This is a genomic window from Corynebacterium tuberculostearicum (genome assembly GCF_022347385.1).
GTDB classification, from domain to species: Bacteria; Actinomycetota; Actinomycetes; order Mycobacteriales; family Mycobacteriaceae; genus Corynebacterium; species Corynebacterium tuberculostearicum_M.
Window position 1 is genome coordinate 60244 of sequence record NZ_JAKRDT010000008.1, and the last position, 16596, is coordinate 76839.

The 16596-nt window shown below is 58.4% G+C and carries 14 protein-coding genes; 5 read left to right on the forward strand and 9 right to left on the reverse strand.

The window, feature by feature from the left end; translation table 11 throughout:
* Positions 1 to 8: 8 nt before the first annotated feature.
* Genes MHK00_RS06225 through MHK00_RS06240 form a run of 4 tightly spaced genes read right to left on the reverse strand, consistent with a single transcriptional unit; the run spans position 9 to position 5176 of the window.
* Positions 9 to 2141 carry an ATP-dependent DNA helicase RecG gene (locus MHK00_RS06225; RefSeq protein WP_250410864.1) on the reverse strand — a complete coding sequence of 711 codons (2133 nt, stop codon included), beginning with the start codon at positions 2139 to 2141 and terminating at the stop codon, positions 9 to 11.
* Between the two features lie 2 nt (positions 2142 to 2143).
* The gene (locus tag MHK00_RS06230) at positions 2144 to 3487 is read right to left on the reverse strand and encodes a DAK2 domain-containing protein (protein WP_250410865.1); all 1344 of its coding nucleotides are present in this window, start codon (positions 3485 to 3487) and stop codon (positions 2144 to 2146) included.
* A gap of 10 nt (positions 3488 to 3497) precedes the next feature.
* Positions 3498 to 4136: a uracil-DNA glycosylase gene (locus MHK00_RS06235; protein WP_250410866.1), complete on the reverse strand. Its 639-nt coding sequence runs from the start codon at positions 4134 to 4136 to the stop codon at positions 3498 to 3500.
* A 2-nt stretch (positions 4137 to 4138) separates the two neighbouring features.
* Entirely contained in the window at positions 4139 to 5176 is a 1038-nt protein-coding gene (locus tag MHK00_RS06240; protein WP_005323297.1) for a thiamine-phosphate kinase, read from the reverse strand.
* On the opposite strand from MHK00_RS06240, the gene MHK00_RS06245 reads away from it, so the two are divergent.
* Positions 5124 to 6023 carry a DUF3515 domain-containing protein gene (locus MHK00_RS06245; RefSeq protein ID WP_034668164.1) on the forward strand — a complete coding sequence of 300 codons (900 nt, stop codon included), beginning with the start codon at positions 5124 to 5126 and terminating at the stop codon, positions 6021 to 6023. The genes MHK00_RS06240 and MHK00_RS06245 overlap by 53 nt on opposite strands.
* A 13-nt stretch (positions 6024 to 6036) precedes the next feature.
* On the opposite strand, the gene MHK00_RS06250 is transcribed toward MHK00_RS06245, so the two are convergent.
* Both MHK00_RS06250 and MHK00_RS06255 read right to left on the reverse strand, forming a co-directional pair.
* Positions 6037 to 7098 (reverse strand): D-alanine--D-alanine ligase family protein, encoded by a 1062-nt coding sequence (locus MHK00_RS06250; protein ID WP_250410867.1) that lies wholly within the window; start codon positions 7096 to 7098, stop codon positions 6037 to 6039.
* 22 nt (positions 7099 to 7120) lie between these two features.
* Entirely contained in the window at positions 7121 to 8119 is a 999-nt protein-coding gene (locus tag MHK00_RS06255) for an NAD(P)H-dependent glycerol-3-phosphate dehydrogenase (protein WP_239228519.1), read from the reverse strand.
* Between the two features lie 161 nt (positions 8120 to 8280).
* On the opposite strand from MHK00_RS06255, the gene MHK00_RS06260 reads away from it, so the two are divergent.
* Positions 8281 to 9279, forward strand: a complete 999-nt coding sequence (locus MHK00_RS06260; RefSeq protein ID WP_250410868.1) for an NUDIX hydrolase — start codon at positions 8281 to 8283, stop codon at positions 9277 to 9279.
* A 104-nt stretch (positions 9280 to 9383) separates the two neighbouring features.
* Here the strand turns inward: MHK00_RS06260 and MHK00_RS06265 are convergent, their stop codons facing one another.
* From MHK00_RS06265 to leuC, 3 genes are all read right to left on the reverse strand, one after another.
* A complete protein-coding gene (locus MHK00_RS06265) occupies positions 9384 to 10280 on the reverse strand; it encodes a YciC family protein (RefSeq protein WP_250410869.1) in 897 nt (298 codons plus the stop codon).
* 199 nt (positions 10281 to 10479) lie between these two features.
* Positions 10480 to 11070: a 3-isopropylmalate dehydratase small subunit gene (leuD, locus tag MHK00_RS06270; protein WP_250410870.1), complete on the reverse strand. Its 591-nt coding sequence runs from the start codon at positions 11068 to 11070 to the stop codon at positions 10480 to 10482.
* 21 nt (positions 11071 to 11091) lie between these two features.
* Complete coding sequence (gene leuC / locus MHK00_RS06275) at positions 11092 to 12513, reverse strand: 3-isopropylmalate dehydratase large subunit (protein WP_250410871.1); 1422 nt, start codon at positions 12511 to 12513, stop codon at positions 11092 to 11094.
* 52 nt (positions 12514 to 12565) lie between these two features.
* Here leuC and MHK00_RS06280 point away from each other — a divergent pair, with 52 nt between their 5' ends.
* The 3 genes from MHK00_RS06280 to MHK00_RS06290 all read left to right on the forward strand — a co-directional run bounded on the left by MHK00_RS06280 (position 12566) and on the right by MHK00_RS06290 (position 16593).
* On the forward strand, positions 12566 to 13249 hold the full coding sequence (locus MHK00_RS06280; protein WP_250410872.1) for an IclR family transcriptional regulator: 684 nt from the start codon (positions 12566 to 12568) through the stop codon (positions 13247 to 13249).
* Positions 13250 to 13432: 183 nt separating this feature from the next.
* Positions 13433 to 13726, forward strand: a complete 294-nt coding sequence (locus MHK00_RS06285) for a hypothetical protein (protein ID WP_083798063.1) — start codon at positions 13433 to 13435, stop codon at positions 13724 to 13726.
* 215 nt (positions 13727 to 13941) lie between these two features.
* Entirely contained in the window at positions 13942 to 16593 is a 2652-nt protein-coding gene (locus MHK00_RS06290) for a YhgE/Pip family protein (protein ID WP_250410873.1), read from the forward strand.
* Positions 16594 to 16596: the final 3 nt, after the last annotated feature.

Genomic DNA, 16596 nt, shown 5'->3' on the forward strand with positions numbered 1-16596 from the left:
AACCCGTCTTAGTTCTTCTCCAAGTATTCCTGTTCGCTTTCGCTCAAATTGCGCGTGAGTTCCTCAGCCAGCTCGGGATTGCGCATCACCATGGCGCGCGCATCCGTGTGGGTGCGCTCCACAATGTCTTGGTCATCCGCCAAGTTCAGTAGCCGCAGTGTGCGGTGAGTTCCGGACTGCATGGTGCCCAAGATGTCGCCCTCTTGCCGCTGGCGCAAATCAAGCTCGGCCAGTTCAAAACCCGAGGACGTTTGGGCGATCTGAGTGATACGACGGAAGGACGGAGTGTTATCGGCTGCCGTCGTGTGCAAAAGGCAGACGGAGGCATTGCCGCCTCGTCCCACACGCCCACGCAACTGGTGCAACTGGGAAACGCCGAAATGCTCGGACTCGCGAATGAGCATCACCGTGGCATTGGGAACATCCACGCCCACCTCAATGACCGTGGTAGAGACCAGGATATCGATCTCTCCCCTGGCAAATGACGTCATTACCTCGTCTTTATTGGGCATCTTCCCATGCAAAATGGCGACCCGCAGTCCCTTGAAGGGACCGTTTTCTAACTGCTGTGCAAGCTCTAGCACCCCGCCTTTGCCTTCAATGCGCGGGCAAACGATATAGGCCTGATGGCCGTGGGCAACCTCCTCGCGTATCCGCTCGAGTGCGCGCAGCACCCAGGTCGGCCGCCACTCGGCCACCACTGCTGACTGAATAGGTTTGCGACCACCGGGCAGCTCGGTCAGCGTTGATACGGCGAGGTCACCAAAGACGGTCATCGCAATGGTGCGCGGAATCGGTGTTGCTGTCATCACCAGCACGTGGGGGCTGAGGCCTTCACGTGCCTTTAACCGCAGGCTATCGCGCTGCTCTACACCAAACCGGTGTTGCTCATCTACGACGACCAATCCCAGGTTAAAGAACTCCACGCTGTCTTGGATAATCGCATGGGTTCCAATGACGATGTCCGCGTCACCGGAGACAATATCCAATAATGCCTGCCGCTTGTCCGCCGTACGCATGGAGCCGGTCAGGAGTACCACCTTGACCCCTTCGGGAACCGAGGTTCCGATGGAGGCAGCGTGTTGGGAGGCGAGTACTTCCGTCGGCGCCAACAGCGCGGCCTGCGTTCCTGCGTCAACAGCCTGCAGCATAGCGCAGGTAGCCACCATGGTTTTGCCAGAGCCAACCTCACCTTGCAGCAAGCGCATCATGGGCAGCGGACGAGCCAGATCGTCTTCAATCTCGCTGATGACGCGCCGCTGCCCTTCAGTCAGATCAAAGGGCAGATGGCTCAGCAGTTCCTCGCGATAGCCGCCTAAGGTAGCCGGCATGGTAGAAGCGGTCCGGGCTTCGGCATCTCGCTGGCGCAATGCCATCACCAGGCCAATGGACAGAGCCTCGTTGTACTTCAGCCTTTGAATCGCACGGTACGGGCCCGCCTCCCCCGGCTCATGGATTTCCCGCACTGCCTTATCGAGGCTGATGATCATCTGATAATCCAGCGGTTCCTCAATCGGCGGGGTCTTAGATAAGACGTAGTGGATGGCACCCATGATGTACCACGAAGTCACCTTGGACGTAGCCGGGTACACCGGTATCCATTCGCGTTCCAAGAGGAGCTGGTCGAGCCTGCCAAACTGCGACAGGTTCCGCAGCGAGCCGGTGGCCTTTGGGCGGTGCTTCTTGCCGGATTCGGCCGCTGGCTGGCGGTAATCATCCAGTTCGCCATCGGGGCGGCCAAACGCATCGATCTCTACAAAGTCCGGCTGCTGCAACTGCGGCTGATTGCGAAAGAACTTAAGCTTGCCGCTCATCATGACGCGCTGTCCGCGGTGCAACATCCGCATCACGTAATTGGCATTGAAAAACGTCGCAATGATGCTGCCATCGAGCTGCACATTGATGATGGTGGTCTTGCCCGAGTCATGTCGGGTAAATCCGGTAATGGTTCCGGTAACCGTGACGATATCGCCCTCCGCAGCGTCTCCTAGGCCGACGTCCTTGTTGTGGCGGATATAGTCTCGCGGATAGTGAGCTAAGAGCTCGCCGCAGGTCTCATACCCCAGTGCTTTGGTAATCTTCGCGGCGTCCTTCGCCGCAAGCACCTCTGTCAAAGGGCGGTTGTCCTGCCAGCCGAGCATTGCTATTCCACTCCGATTTCGGTTGCGATATCCGGTACTTTCAGTGCCATAACGTCCACGCGAAGCTGTTGAGCTAGGTCCTCCTGGTCTAGATCAAGGGCGCTTAAGACTGTGACCTGCTCACCGCCTTCTGCTAAGAGATCGCGGCAAGTGGCAATGATTGATTGCGGGGTTTCCTGGCTCGGGTAAGCCACTCGCATGGACTTGGCAGCATCACGCATGGCGGCAACGACGGCACCAGTATCTGGGTTATCCGGTTCATAGACGGAGATCGCGGCTAAGGCTGCAGCCAGCGATTGCGCGGGCACTACTCGCCCAGCAGCGGTCTGCGAACTCACGCCGGTAGCAAGAACGATGTCCTCGTCTTTCGCCGCAATGGGATCATCCGGTGACACGACGCTAACCCCCGCAGATGCCAGAAGATCGCTGATGGGCCCGGCTGGTGCGGCGGCAAACACTCGGCGAGCAATCGGATCTTCGGAAGCAGGTTCGGCGTGAGGAGGCAACACCTCGAGGTGCAGGTTGGAGACCTTTCCTGTTCCAAAGGCGGTTTCGATGACCTTGCCTGCCTGCCGGGAGTGGATATGTACATTAGCGCTGTCCTCGGTGGCGCGAGCGATGACGAGGCTATCTCCCATAGGGGAAATTGCTGTTTGCAGCGCGTCTATATCTCCCTCGAAGAAAAACACCACTTCCAGTTCAGTTGTCGGCTCCGCCTCGGGCAGGCCTGTGTGCCCAGTCGAGCCTTCGATCTCAGCAAGGAGAGACTCTAAGAGGATAACGAGACCAGCGCCGCCGGCATCCACCACTCCTGCCTCGCGCAGGGCTGGCAATTGCGAAGGAGTGCGCTCGAGGGCCGTTTCCGCGGCAGCGATTGCGGCACTCACAGTACTGTGCAAGGTTGCGCCTGATTGCGCTTGAGCGTCGCCGGCAGCCTCGGCTGCTGCCTTCAAGACCGTAATAACTGTGCCTTCCACCGGCTCGGCGATAGCCCGGTCCACCAGCTCCACGGCCTGCTTGAGGGAGCGGACAAAGACGGCACCGTCGATAACTGAGTCCACAGTTGACTCGGCCACGCCGCGCAGAACCTGCGAGAGCACCATTCCCGAGTTTCCGCGGGCACCACGCACCGCCCCGAGCGCGAGTGAATCGGCGACATCGCCACCATTGTCCAGCTCCGCAACCGCTGCCTCCATAGTGTGCGCCATATTCGAGCCCGTATCGGAATCCGGCACGGGAAAGACATTGAGCGCGTTGATCTCATCGCGGCGATGGGCTAATTCCCCCACGGCGCGGGTGGCCCAATTGCGCATTCCGTGGGAATCCAGCGTGCTGGGGTAGGACATGCGCAATAGTTTACAAGCGCCAGTCTATTTCCTGTGCGCCTTGGTCCCGCAAAAGGGCGTTTGCCCGGGAAAAGGGCTTCGATCCAAAGAAACCGCGGCTGGCAGAAAGCGGTGAGGGGTGTGGGGACTTGATACAGGGGACGTCGGGAAGAAAGCGCTCACACGCTTGTGCATCCCGGCCCCAGAGAATCGCGACCATGGGGCTGCGGTTGAGCGCGCGAATGGCAGCCTCGGTGATCTCTTCCCAACCGATGTGACGGTGCGAACCGGCTTTGCCTGGGGCTACGGTAAGCACCCTGTTCAGCAGCAGCACTCCCTGGTCCGCCCAGGCGCTCAGGTCCCCGTCTTCCCGGCCGTCGATACCCAGATCATCGTGCAGCTCGCGGTAAATATTGACCAAGGAACGCGGCGGTTTCACACCCGGGCGAGTCGAGAAGGCCATGCCCATGGCGTGTCCTGGGGTGGGATAAGGGTCTTGGCCCACAATGAGCACCCGGACCTCATCCAGCGGCATCTGCAACGCGCGGCAGACGTCCTCCGCCGGGGGCAAATAGTCCTGCCCCTCAAGAGCGTGAGAAATCTGTGGCCATTGCTTTTCAACTACCGGTGCCAGCACCGGCTCCCAAGAGGGGTGGTAGGTGGGGTGCATGGTTAAAAGCTCAGCCAGCCTTTCTGATAGCTCGGTGTCGTACCTCCCAGCGTAACCCCGCAGCCGCGGGTTACGGTGCCAATCTTTCGGAATCCGGAGGGCGCTTCCTTTGCCGTCGTGCCGATGAGGGTGTGGTCTTCTCCACCGCTGAGTACCCATTCCCACGGGTCGCAGTCGAGTAGATCCGCGGCTTGGCACAGCAATTCTTCCGGTTGCAAGGCCTGTGGATCCAAGTCCATGTGTACGCAGGAGTGCTCGGCCATCGTCGTGCAGTCTTGGATCAGCCCGTCTGAGTTATCGGTCATGGCGGTGACCCCCGCGGCACGGGCAATGACGCCGCGGCCGGGGTTGAGCCAGGGGGCACAGTGGGCGTCGATAAGCGGCTGCAGGTGCTCATGCCCTGCAGGAAGGTTCCGGCCGAAGCGCTCCAACAAGGCCAAGCCGGCGGCCGAGTGGCCGATCTTGCCGTGCGCTACCACCTGCTGACCTGCCCGCGCCCCGTCCAAAGTCAAGGCGGGAAGGCTGCCGCCCAGGAAGCCTACGGCCGTGATATTGATGACCAAGAGATCAGACTTCGTGAGGTCGCCGCCTACCAACTCGGCGTTATAGAAGGAGCTATGTTCCGCAATTCCCTCGGCAATGCCACGTACGAAGGGCACCGGGGTATCGCCTGGCGCGGCGATTGCAAGCAGGGCAGCAACCGGACGGGCACCCATAGCTTCCACATCGGCAAAATTGCGCAAGATGGCCTTCTTGCCAATCTCGCGCGGGGTAGACCACTCGCGCAGAAAATGACGTCCCTCCACCATCAAATCAGTGGCCGCCACGGTGCGGGAATTCGGCGGCGCGCTGGGCAGTACCGCGGCATCGTCTCCATTGAGCCTACTGGAGGCCACGGAGGTAATTTCCCGGATGGCGGCGCGTTCTCCCACATCTGCGAGAGTCTGAGTTAAGTTCACCAGCTTCCTTTCGATACTATGAGCCCTTATGACATCCCAATTTAACCGCACCGCGATCTTCATTTCACTTGGGTTGTCCATAGTGATGGTTCTGGCGGTCCTTTTCGGCGCAAAATACGTATTCAATAACGTCGCCAAAGCACCAGTGGCGGTCTCCCCCGTGGAGTCTAAGGAGGCAGACTCGCAAGCCTGCCGCAGCTTTATCGACGCCCTTCCGGATCAGGTCATGGATAGGCCACGTGCCGATATTGCCGAGCCCGTGCCTTCGGGCGTCGCGGCCTGGGCCACTACCTCAGAGGATAAGGTCACCGTGCGCTGTGGCGTAGATATGCCTTTCCAGTACACCGAGTACTCCCAGACCCAGGACGTAGAAGGCGAACAGTGGTTCCAGGTGCGCGATGCCACCCCCGGCTCCAACCTCACCACTTGGTATGCGCCGCAGCGCTTCCCCGTTGTCGCGGTCACTGCCTCCACTGACGCAGAGCCGGGCGAGCTGAACGACGCCCTCTCTTCCCTCGAAGAAAAGCCTGCCACTGCCCACGAGGCGCCACTTAAGGCTCTCAAGGCGGGGAATGACCAGATGTGCGCAGAAGTAGACAAGGCCCTGCCCGATTCGGTGGCTGAGGGATACAGCCGCCGCGAGGTTGAGGATAAGAATACCTATGTATGGAGTGCCGAAGGCCGCGAAGACATCGTTGCGCGATGCGGCGTAGCCAAGCCGGAGAACTATCGCGCCGGAGTCAAGCTCCAACAGGTCAACGATATTCCGTGGTTCGAGGACACCACCTTGGCCCATGGCACGACCGCGGGCACGTGGTTTGCCCTCGGCCGCGAGGACTACCTTGCGCTACACGCCCCACAAGATGCCGCGCAGGCGGCCCTGGTGGAAATTGGCGATGTGCTCGCAGAGCACACGGCCGAAAAATAAGCAGCGCTTGGGCCTACTTGGCTAGGGCCTGCTCGATAAGCGCCTCGAGCAGCGCCGGGTACTCAACGCCCGAGGCCGCGAGCACCTGCGGGTACATGGAGATCGGGGTAAAGCCCGGCAGGGTATTGATCTCGTTGATGTACACAGATTCCTCGGTGACGAAGAAGTCGACCCTAGACAAGCCCTCACAGTTGAGGGCCTCGAAGGCGCGGATTGCCATGTCGCGTAGCTTCTCGGTCAGCTCAGGTGCGAACGGCGCCGGGATTTCGGCGGTAACCACATTGTCGAGGTACTTGGTGTCGAAGCCATAAAAGCCCTCGTCGGAATCATCGATACCGGCGAGCAGTGCCGGGACGGAGGCCAGCAAGGTGCCATCGGCATAGTGGAGCACGCCGATTTCTACCTCTTGGCCAACGATTTCCGGCTCCACCAGGATCTTTTCGTCATCCTCTAGCGCCAGGTCGACGGCTGTGGGGAATTCCTCCCAGGTAGTGACCTTGGATACGCCAATGGAGGATCCACCGCGTGCGGGTTTAACAAAGACGGGCAGGCCTAGTCGCTGCTTTTCGTCCTCGCTTAGCTCGGTGCGGCCTTTGAGGATGACCTCGGGCGCTACTGGCAGGTCTGCGGCCGCCAGCACCTTCTTGGTAAATTCCTTATCCATGCCCACCGAGGACGCCAAGACCCCTGGGCCTACATAGGGCAAGCCGGAAAGCTCAAAGAGGCCTTGGATAGTGCCGTCCTCACCGAAGGGGCCGTGCAGAATGGGAAATACCACGTCGACCTCTGCAAAGAGCGTGCCGTCGGTGACGTTGTGGAACTGTCCCCTGGCATTGGGATCAAGAGAAAGGGTCAGCTCCGCACCTGGGCTGACCTCCGGCATAACACCATCGACAATTTCTAAGCCCTCAGTGGTGCCGGGCGTCCACGTGCCCTCACGGGTAATACCGATGGGCACCACCTCGAACTTCTCTGGATCGAGGTGGTTCATGATCGCGCCAGCGGATACGCAGGATACGGAATGCTCGGTGCTACGGCCGCCATAGATAACGGCCACGCGGGTCTTTTCAGTCATGCCCGCAGATTTTACCCTCGACCTACTCCGACTTCTTGGACCGACCCATCAAAGCGATGATCATATCTTCCACCGCCATGCCCTCGTAGCACACGCCATAGACCGCGTGGGTGATCGGCATCTCTACCCCGGCCTGCTGGGCTAGGCGATAGATGGAGTCACAGGAGTAGACGCCCTCCGCGACCTGGCCATTGGTGGCTGCCTTGGCCTCTTCAATCGTGCCACCTTGGCCCAGGCGGTAGCCAAAGGTGCGGTTGCGCGACAATGTCGAGGTGCACGTTGCCACCAAGTCGCCCATGCCTGCCAGGCCGGAAAAGGTAAATGGATCCGCCCCCAGCTCCACGCCCAGGCGGGTAATCTCCGCCAGACCGCGGGTGATGATGGTGGCCATGGTGTTATTGCCCAGCCCCTTGCCGGAGGCGATACCACAGGCCAAGGCGATGACATTCTTGCAGGCGCCACCGATTTCCGCGCCGATGACATCGGTATTGGTGTAGGGCCGCAGGTACGGCGCGGCGACCGCAGCCTGCACGCGCTGAGCGCGGTCTTCATCGGAGCAGGCAATCACCGTGGCGGCCACTTGGCCGGCAGCGATCTCCTTGGCCAAGTTCGGGCCAGACAGTACCGCCACGCGGTCTGCTGGCACGCCCGCCGCATCCATAATGACCTCACTCATGCGCTTGAGCGTGGCAGTCTCTACGCCTTTAGAAATAGACACCAGGGTCGCGTCCTCTGGCAGGTGCGGCGCCCACTTTTCCACGTTGGCGCGCAAGGTTTGGGAGGGAACGCCGAACACGACGACGTCGGCAAGCGCCAGCGCTTCGACATCATCATGGGTGGCCCGCACCACGGCCGGCAGGCGGGTATCCGGCAAATAGTCCGGATTGGTGTGGGTCTCGTTGATGGCCTGCGCCAATTCCGCGCGGCGCGCCCACAGGCGAACGTCATTTCCGGCGTCCGCAAAGACCTTGGCCAAGGTAGTGCCCCAAGAACCAGCACCCATCACGGCAACATTAACCATGGTGTCTCCTCCAAACGTGCAAATCTATAACCCTAACCTTAAAGCATGCCCGTCCCCCGTGGGGCAAGGATGCACAACGCGCCTAACCCGTGGGACAATGGGCCCTTAGACGTTGTTCTTATAAACCCAATTACTGTGGAAAGGCCCCGTGGAGGCAGACGATGCCCAATATTAAAAAGATGCACGAAACCGACAAGGATCAGCAGCACGAGGAGTTTATTTCCGGCCGCCACCAGGAAATCCCGGTGGACCCCGCCAAGGAATTCCACCGCACTACCCTTGCCGCCGGCGCCGTAATCTGGCGCGGCTCCCCGCAGGACCCGGAAATCGCGCTCATCCACCGCCCCCATTACGATGATTGGTCCCTGCCCAAGGGCAAGGTCGATCCCGGCGAATCCCTGCCCACTACCGCGGCCCGGGAAATCCTGGAGGAGACCGGCTTTAGCGTGCGTCTAGGCAAGCTCATCGGCAAGGTAACGTACCCAGTCCAAGGCCGCACTAAGGTGGTCTACTACTGGGTGGCCAAGTACCTGGGCGGAACCTATTCCGCCAATAGTGAAACCGATGAGCTACGGTGGCTGCCCATCGATGAAGCGCAAGACCTCCTGTCCTACGACGTTGATACCGCGGTAGTGGCCAAGGCGGCTAAGCGCCTACGCATCGCGCCCGCTACCCGCGTGCTTTATGTGCGCCACGCACGCGCGCATGAAAGCGGTAGCTGGCAAGGCGATGACAACCTGCGGCCACTGGATAAAAAGGGCCGCCGCCAAGCAGAGATGCTGGTGCCGATGCTCAGTGCCTTCCAGCCCACCGCCATTTACTCTGCCCTGCCCCAGCGCTGCCAGCAGACGGCTGCCCCGCTTGCCGACGAACTGGGCAAGGACATTTCCATCAACAAAAACTTTGGTGACGAGGCCTGGGAGAACGACCCAGAAGCGGCCAAGAAAGCCTTCCACCGCGTGGTCAACGAAGGCGGGGTGCCCGTCATCGTCAGCCAAGGCGCCACCATTCCTGGCATCATTGAAGACCTCGCCCCAAAGTTCCTGAAAAAGCCGGTGGACAAGCTGAAGTTTAAGAAGGCTTCTGTGTGGGTCTTGTCTTTCAACAATGGCGAGCTCACCGGTGCCGATTACCTGGCTAGCCCACTGCCGGTGCGCTAGTTTCCTGGCTTCTCCCCGACCAACAATTAAGGCCCTGCCTGCCACCTGATTCGGTGGACCGGCAGGGCCTTCTGTGCACTCCTATTGTGCGACTGCGCAGCTTTCTAGCCGCGCAGTTCAAGGGTGCGGCGGACAAAGAGAACCATAATGAGTGTATTCAGCGCCGGGAACAAAATAGCGCCGACGATGGTAAAGCTCAGCACGGCGTACAGGACGGCAATTAGGACGAGCACCAAGATGGTCACTCCAACGTTCTTCTTTGCGACCTCGATGGATGCACCAAAGGTTTCGCCCACAGATAGCTCAGGGCGTGCAGCCTTGACGGCCGGCATCCAAGTGAAGAAGAAGGCGGCGAAGAGTCCCGGAATAACCAGGAGAATGAAGCCCAGGGTAATAACCAGGTACGAAAGCACATTCACCGCCATGAGACCGGCGACATTTTTAAAGCTCAGAAAGTCCGTTATCTCCAGCGTCCCGGTATCCACCTGTTTATTAGCAGCCTTGTACCAAGTGCTAACTGACCAAATAACCACGAGGAACATGGCGATAAAGGCTAAGAACATTACTGCAATGAGCCCACCGGTAAGCGCGGCATCGGAACCCGAGCCGCTATTGGCTAGAGCATCAATGGATGCACCGCTGCCTGCTAGGACGGCGAACATCAGCAAATAGAGGATCAAGACAACTACCATCTGCACCAGCGGACCGAAAATCCACTCCGCCCAATTGCGGCCGAAGTAGCGGAAGCTATCCGCGACGACCTGAATAGCATCTACGTCTCGGCCATACAGGGAATCGTCTCCCGGATACGGGCTCCCGGCGTATCCAGGCTGGCCGTACTGCTGTTGTCCATACTGTTGCTGGCCAAACTGCTGGTGGCCGTAGCCAGACTGGCCATTCGCACCATTTCCATGAGATACAGACTCATGGTCGGCTCCGGGATACTCTGCCCCGTTGTTTCCTGAATTGAAGGAATCATTATTCGAATAGGGATTGCTCATAAGTCTAAAGCTAGGGCGATACTTTGTTGCGGGAAACTGGAGCAAGCAATTGTTACCTATACGTTACCGAGTTGTACCCCCATTTACCCCAAGGCGAAAGTTTAAAGTTCACGTGTGAGCGCACGGCGCCCCTACGGCCTCTTCGCGTTGCAAGACTGTAGGGGCACTGCTGGCCCGCCGATCGCCATCGATTCTTCTGCTATTGGGCGTGAACAGCGGGCTTGAAGCTGGGGCGATGCGATTCGTAGGCAGCGATTGCATCCTCGTTGCGGAGCGTAATGCCGATGTCATCCAGCCCTTCCATCAACCGCCAACGGGTGTAGTCATCAATATCGAAGCGGTAGGTATTTTCACCCACCGTGACCGTTCGGGCCTCTAGGTCCACGGTGACCTGGGTTTCTCCTGCTTCCAGCTGTTTCCAGATGAGCTCAATATCTTCTTGCTCCATCAATCCAGTAAACAGTCCGGATTTTCCAGCGTTGCCGCGGAAAATATCAGCAAAGCGGGAAGAAAATACCGCGTGGAAACCGTATTCACTCAACGCCCACACTGCGTGCTCACGGGAGGATCCGGTGCCAAAATCACTGCCCGCGAAAAGCACCGAGCCATCCTTGAATTGCGCCTGGTTGAGTACAAAGTTGTCATCGGAGCGCCAATTTGAAAATAGGCCATCTGAAAAGCCGGTACGCTTGACCGACTTCAAGTAGCGCGCGGGGATGATCTGGTCAGTATCCACGTTGGAAGCACGCAGGGGCACGCCCGTTCCCGTATGCGTAATAAATTTCTCCATTGTCAATGCCTTTCTAAGCGCTTAATCCAGATCTGCAGGGCTAGACAGGTAACCGGTCACGGCAGTCGCGGCAGCCACCTGCGGGGAGACAAGGTGGGTGCGCCCACCAGGGCCTTGTCGCCCCTCGAAGTTGCGGTTGGAGGTGGAGGCGGATCGCTCGCCCGGAGCCAATTGATCTGGATTCATACCCAAGCACATCGAGCAGCCGGCGGTACGCCACTCCGCGCCGAACTGTCGGAAGATTTCGTCGAGGCCCTCCTCCTCCGCTTGGCCCTTGACCACGGCGGAGGACGGCACGACCATCATCCGCGTATTGGCAGCGATGGTGCGCCCCTTGACCACGTCGGCTGCAGCGCGCAGGTCTTCAATGCGGGCATTGGTACAGGAACCGACGAAGACGGTATCGATCTTGATATCGCGCAGCGGAGTACCTGGCTGCAGGTTCATATACTGCAAAGCCTTTTCCACAGTGGCCTTTTCATTATCGTCACCACAATTTTCCGGATCTGGGACCTTCTCCCCTAACGGAAGGCCCTGTCCAGGATTGGTTCCCCACGTAACAAATGGGGTCAGCGAGGAGCCATCAATTTCCACGACAGTATCGAATTCTGCCCCTTCGTCCGTGGGAAGTGTCTTCCAATACTCAACTGCAGCATCCCAGTCTGCTCCTGTGGGAGCGAACTCGCGGCCCTTGACATACTCGAAGGTCGTCTCATCGGGAGCGACCATGCCGGCGCGGGCTCCTGCCTCAATAGACATATTGCACATCGTCATGCGCGCTTCCATGGACATCTTGCGGATGGCCTCACCGCGATATTCAATAATGTGGCCCTGCCCGCCACCGGTACCAATTTTCGCGATAATGGCCAAGATGAGATCCTTGGCAGATACCCCTTCTTGCAGCTCGCCAGTCACCTCAATAGCCATGGTTTTGAATGGCTTTAAAGAAAGCGTCTGCGTAGCCATGACGTGTTCTACCTCAGAGGTGCCAATACCCATGGCGATAGAACCAAAGGCGCCGTGCGTGGAGGTATGCGAGTCGCCACACACGATTGTCATACCCGGCTGGGTGATTCCCAGCTGCGGGCCAACTGTGTGGACAATGCCTTGCTGCGCATCTCCCATGGAGTGCAAGCGCACTCCAAATTCCTCGCAATTCTTGCGCAGGGTCGATACCTGGGTGCGTGAAACCTCATCCTTGATTTCCAAGAGATTGCCGGACTTGATGCCTTGCGTGGGAACGTTATGATCCTCGGTGGCCAAGTGCAGCTCAGGGTGACGCAACGTGCGGCCGGCCAGCCGCAAGCCATCAAAGGCCTGCGGACTGGTAACTTCATGTAGTAGCTGAAAGTCAATAAAGATAAGGTCTGGCGCCCCAGCATCGCCGTGTTGGACGACGTGATCGCGCCAGACTTTTTCTGCCAATGTCAGCTTCTGGTTCATAAACATCTCTCCACACTTGAAATCTCATAAGTTGGGACGTAGATTTCATTGTATGGGAGAGTATAGCGCAGTTTCCGGAATTAAAGTGTTGGATCGAGCAATGGCCATAATGATGGCCGCCGCCAACCACCCCTCCACCCTCAATGAATTATGCGAAACCACGGGGCTACCTCGGGCGACAGCACACCGATTGGCCACCGCACTCGAAGCACACCGCATCCTCGTTCGCACCCCCGATGGAAAGTGGAAGGCCGGCCCAGCCCTTCCCGGCAACCGCGATCACCTCCTCGAGGCAGCCGGGCCAATCATGGAGAAACTGCGCGAACATACCGGAGAATCCATCCAACTCTTCGAGGTCACCGGAAATACCCGCACCTGCATTGCCACCAGGGAGCCGGAATCCGGCCTCCACAACGTCGTGCCAGTCGGGCGCCAGCTACCGCTTAGCTCCGGCTCTGCCGCACGCATCATTGCCGCATATGTAGACATCAATACCGAAGACGCCTCGTTTACCCAAGAAGACATTGAGGCGGCCCGAAACCAAGGCTATTCCGAATCTATTGAGGAACGTGAAGCCGGCTTAGCCTCCATTTCCGCGCCGGTTTTCGATGGTTCCGGAACTTTCCTCGCAGTACTGTCAATCTCCGGATCGGTCGAGCGCTTCCAACCTTCCCCGGCCCAGAAATACGCCGACATTCTCATTTCCGCCGCACGCGAATTGAGCAATCTCCTCTAAGGCCCTCCCTAGCTTTACGACGCCCGCCTCCACCTAGCCCCAAGGAGGCGGGCCCTTTTATTTCCCAAACCGGAAAATTAGAGAAACGCGCCCACACCTATTGAAACTCAAATGAAAATACGGTTTAATGAAAACGCACTGAAAACAACGGGGAACGTCCCCTACCAGAGAGGATCAGGCATCATGACCCACAACACCCACGAAGACCATACCCACACCCATGGCGCCGATTGCGGCCACGTTTCCTTCCCACACGGTGACCACACCGACTATCTCCACGAGGGCCACATTCACCGTGAGCATGATGGCCACTGGGATGAGTGCGAGACCACCGAGCACGTTGAAGCCGAGGCGCACGCCGACCACACCCATGGTGAAGGCTGCGGCCACGTAGCGATCCCACACGGCGACCACGTGGACTACCTGCACGACGGCCACCGCCACGCCGCCCACGGCGATCACTACGACGAGCACTAAGCGCCTATCGGGGCCCAGCCCCACGTGCTTGCCGCCTAGGTCCCTTGAACTGAGGACCCAGGCGGCTTTTTCTATGCCCACCCTACTGCTGAAATCGTCCCCGAAATTCACACCAGAAACATATCTGCAAGCTCGACGGGACGCGCTCTCTCATTTCTGTTAAAACTGACAGTCAGGCTATTAGTTCTTTCCGGTTGGGTGTTACGATTTTTCGAGTGATTACTAGTTGGAAGATTTTTCTTCAAGATTTTGTCCGCTTGTGGCGGACCCCGCAGGTCTGGGTGATCCTCATTGGTTTGATGATCACCCCAGCCCTGTATTCCTGGGTAAACATCTCCGGTTTCTGGGACCCCTACGGAAACACAGAACACCTCAAAGTCGCCGTAGTTAATGAGGACAAAGGCGCATCCTCGGAGATGACCGGCCACTTAGACGTCGGCGGGCAGATGATTGACAAGCTTCATGACAATGACAAGCTGGGCTGGCAGTTCATGGACCGCCAGGAAGCCGAAGACGCCGTTAAGAAGGGTGACGTCTTCGCCTCGGTGATCGTCCCCGAGGACTTTTCGGCAGATTTCGTGAGCCTTTTTAAAGGTACCTATTCTCAGCCCACGCTGGAATATCACGTCAATGAAAAGCTGAACGCCATTGCACCGAAGATTACTGATACTGGCGCTTCGACCCTAGACACCACCATTAGCTCTACCTTTAAAGAGCAGGTAGCGGATTCGGTGGCCACTGAGCTAAAGAACTCCGGTGGCGATTTGAGCCAGAAGATTAACAGTACTGCAAACAAGACCGCGGATTCTTTTTCAGATACTGCAGATACGGTAGCTAACTCCCGCAGCCAGCTTGCTGACGTGCATTCCACCATCGAGAAAGCGCGCCCAACTATCGCGCAAGCCCGTAAGTCTTTGGGCACGGTGCAAAAGACCATCGATGATGCCCAGACCGCCCTGGATCAACTTAACTCCATTACTGCGGAGGTCCAGCGGGAAGTTACTTCTTTCTCCGATGATGCCACCGCCGCCTATGTAGAAGGCACGACCGCGATGGCAGATGGAACCGCCTCCGCCAATGCCACCGTGGGCTCGGTCTCCGGCAAGCTGCGCGGCGCCCTAAATCGCGTAGGTGCCGCATCTGCGGGCGCGTCAGGAATCGTCGGTGAAGCTGACCGGGCAATCGATCAGCTTGAAAAGCTTGCGTCTTCACCGGCCCTGCCACCACAGGTTTCCCAACAGATTAAGGATCAGGTAGGAGACCTCCGCAAACGCAATGATCAAAATAAGGCCGTTCTCGGTGACTTAGATACTCTCAACGGCGATACGAACGACACCATCGATTCGCTCAATAAGACCACGGGTATGCTGGAAAAGATGGCTGCCCAAACGCGCGATGATTCCCACGCGCTGCGCGATAATGTAGCCGAAGGCCTACCCAAGCTCAACGCTGCGCTGTCCGACGTCACCGCTACCACCGGCAAGCTTTCCGCCTCGCTCGAAAGCCAGCAGGCACTGGTCGGGCAAACCGATGGGCTCTTGGGGGGCGTCGACGAGCAGCTAAGCCAGGCCCAGCAAGTAGTTGAGCGTTTTTCTGTGGACCTCGACGGCATTGAGGAGGGGCTTCGCGCCTCCCGCAGCGACGTGATTGCGCTGAGCAATACTGCCAATAACAATTCCATCCTGCAGTCTGTCAAGGGCCTTAACACCGATGAGGTGTCTTCCTTCCTTGCCTCCCCTGCGGAGATGGAAAGCCACGCCGTATTCCCTGTAAAGCACTATGGTTCCGGCATGTCCTCGCTCTTTATCAACCTCACGCTGTGGATCGGCGCGTTCATGCTGCTCATCATCTTCCGTGCTGAGGTAGACCCGCAGGGCCGCAAGGACCTCACCATTACCAAGGCTTACCTTGCCCGCTTCCTTTTGCTTTCCTTCTTTGCCATCGCACAGGCACTCATCGTGTCCATCGGCAACCTGGCCATTGGTGTTGAACATGCCAATGCATTGGCCTACGTCGCTACCGCGGTCATCGTGGGCCTGTGCTACCTGAGCATTACCTATAGCTTGGTTTCTACGTTTGGACACGTAGGCCGCGGCATCGCGGTGGTCTTCGCCTTCATCCAGATTCCGGGCGCATCCGGCCTCTACCCCATTGAGATGACGCCGGACTTCTTCCGCGCCGTACACCCATTCCTGCCCTTTACCTATGGCATCGGTGCCATGCGCGAGACCGTTGGTGGTTTCTACGGCAACCACTATGCACGCAACCTTGCCGCGCTCATCGGCATGGCCGCGATCGCTTACCTCATCGGTACCGTTATGCGCCGCGGCTTGTCCAACGTCAATATGCTGGTCAACGACGAACTGCATAAGGGCGGTTTGGTTATCAATGAGCAGGTCCATCTGGTCGGCAGCCGGTACCGCTTTACCGACCTCCTCCATGCCTTGAATGACCGCGAGGCGTATCAACAAAGCTTGGAGGATAAATGGAGCATGGCGCGCAGGAATTACTCCCAGCTGATGAAGATTACCGTCGCGGTAGGCCTAGCGTTAGTCGTAGCTTTGGGCATCTACTCACGCATTAACCCTGAAGAAAAGGCCATCATCTTCGGCCTGGCCTGCCTGGTCACGCTCATTGCGGTGGGGGTTATCTGCTCCCTTGAGTACGTCAAGCAGAGCATCGCGCACGATAACCGCCTGGTGGATCTCAGCGATGAGGAAATCCAGGAGCACCTCGAGCACCGACAGGAACACCCAAACCGCTACCTCCTAGAGGACTTAGACGAAGATTCCACACCTTCTAATACCAGCGAGACCAAGGAAATGCCCGCCGTTGATGGTGCTGACTCCGGAAAGGGAGGCGAGTAAGTC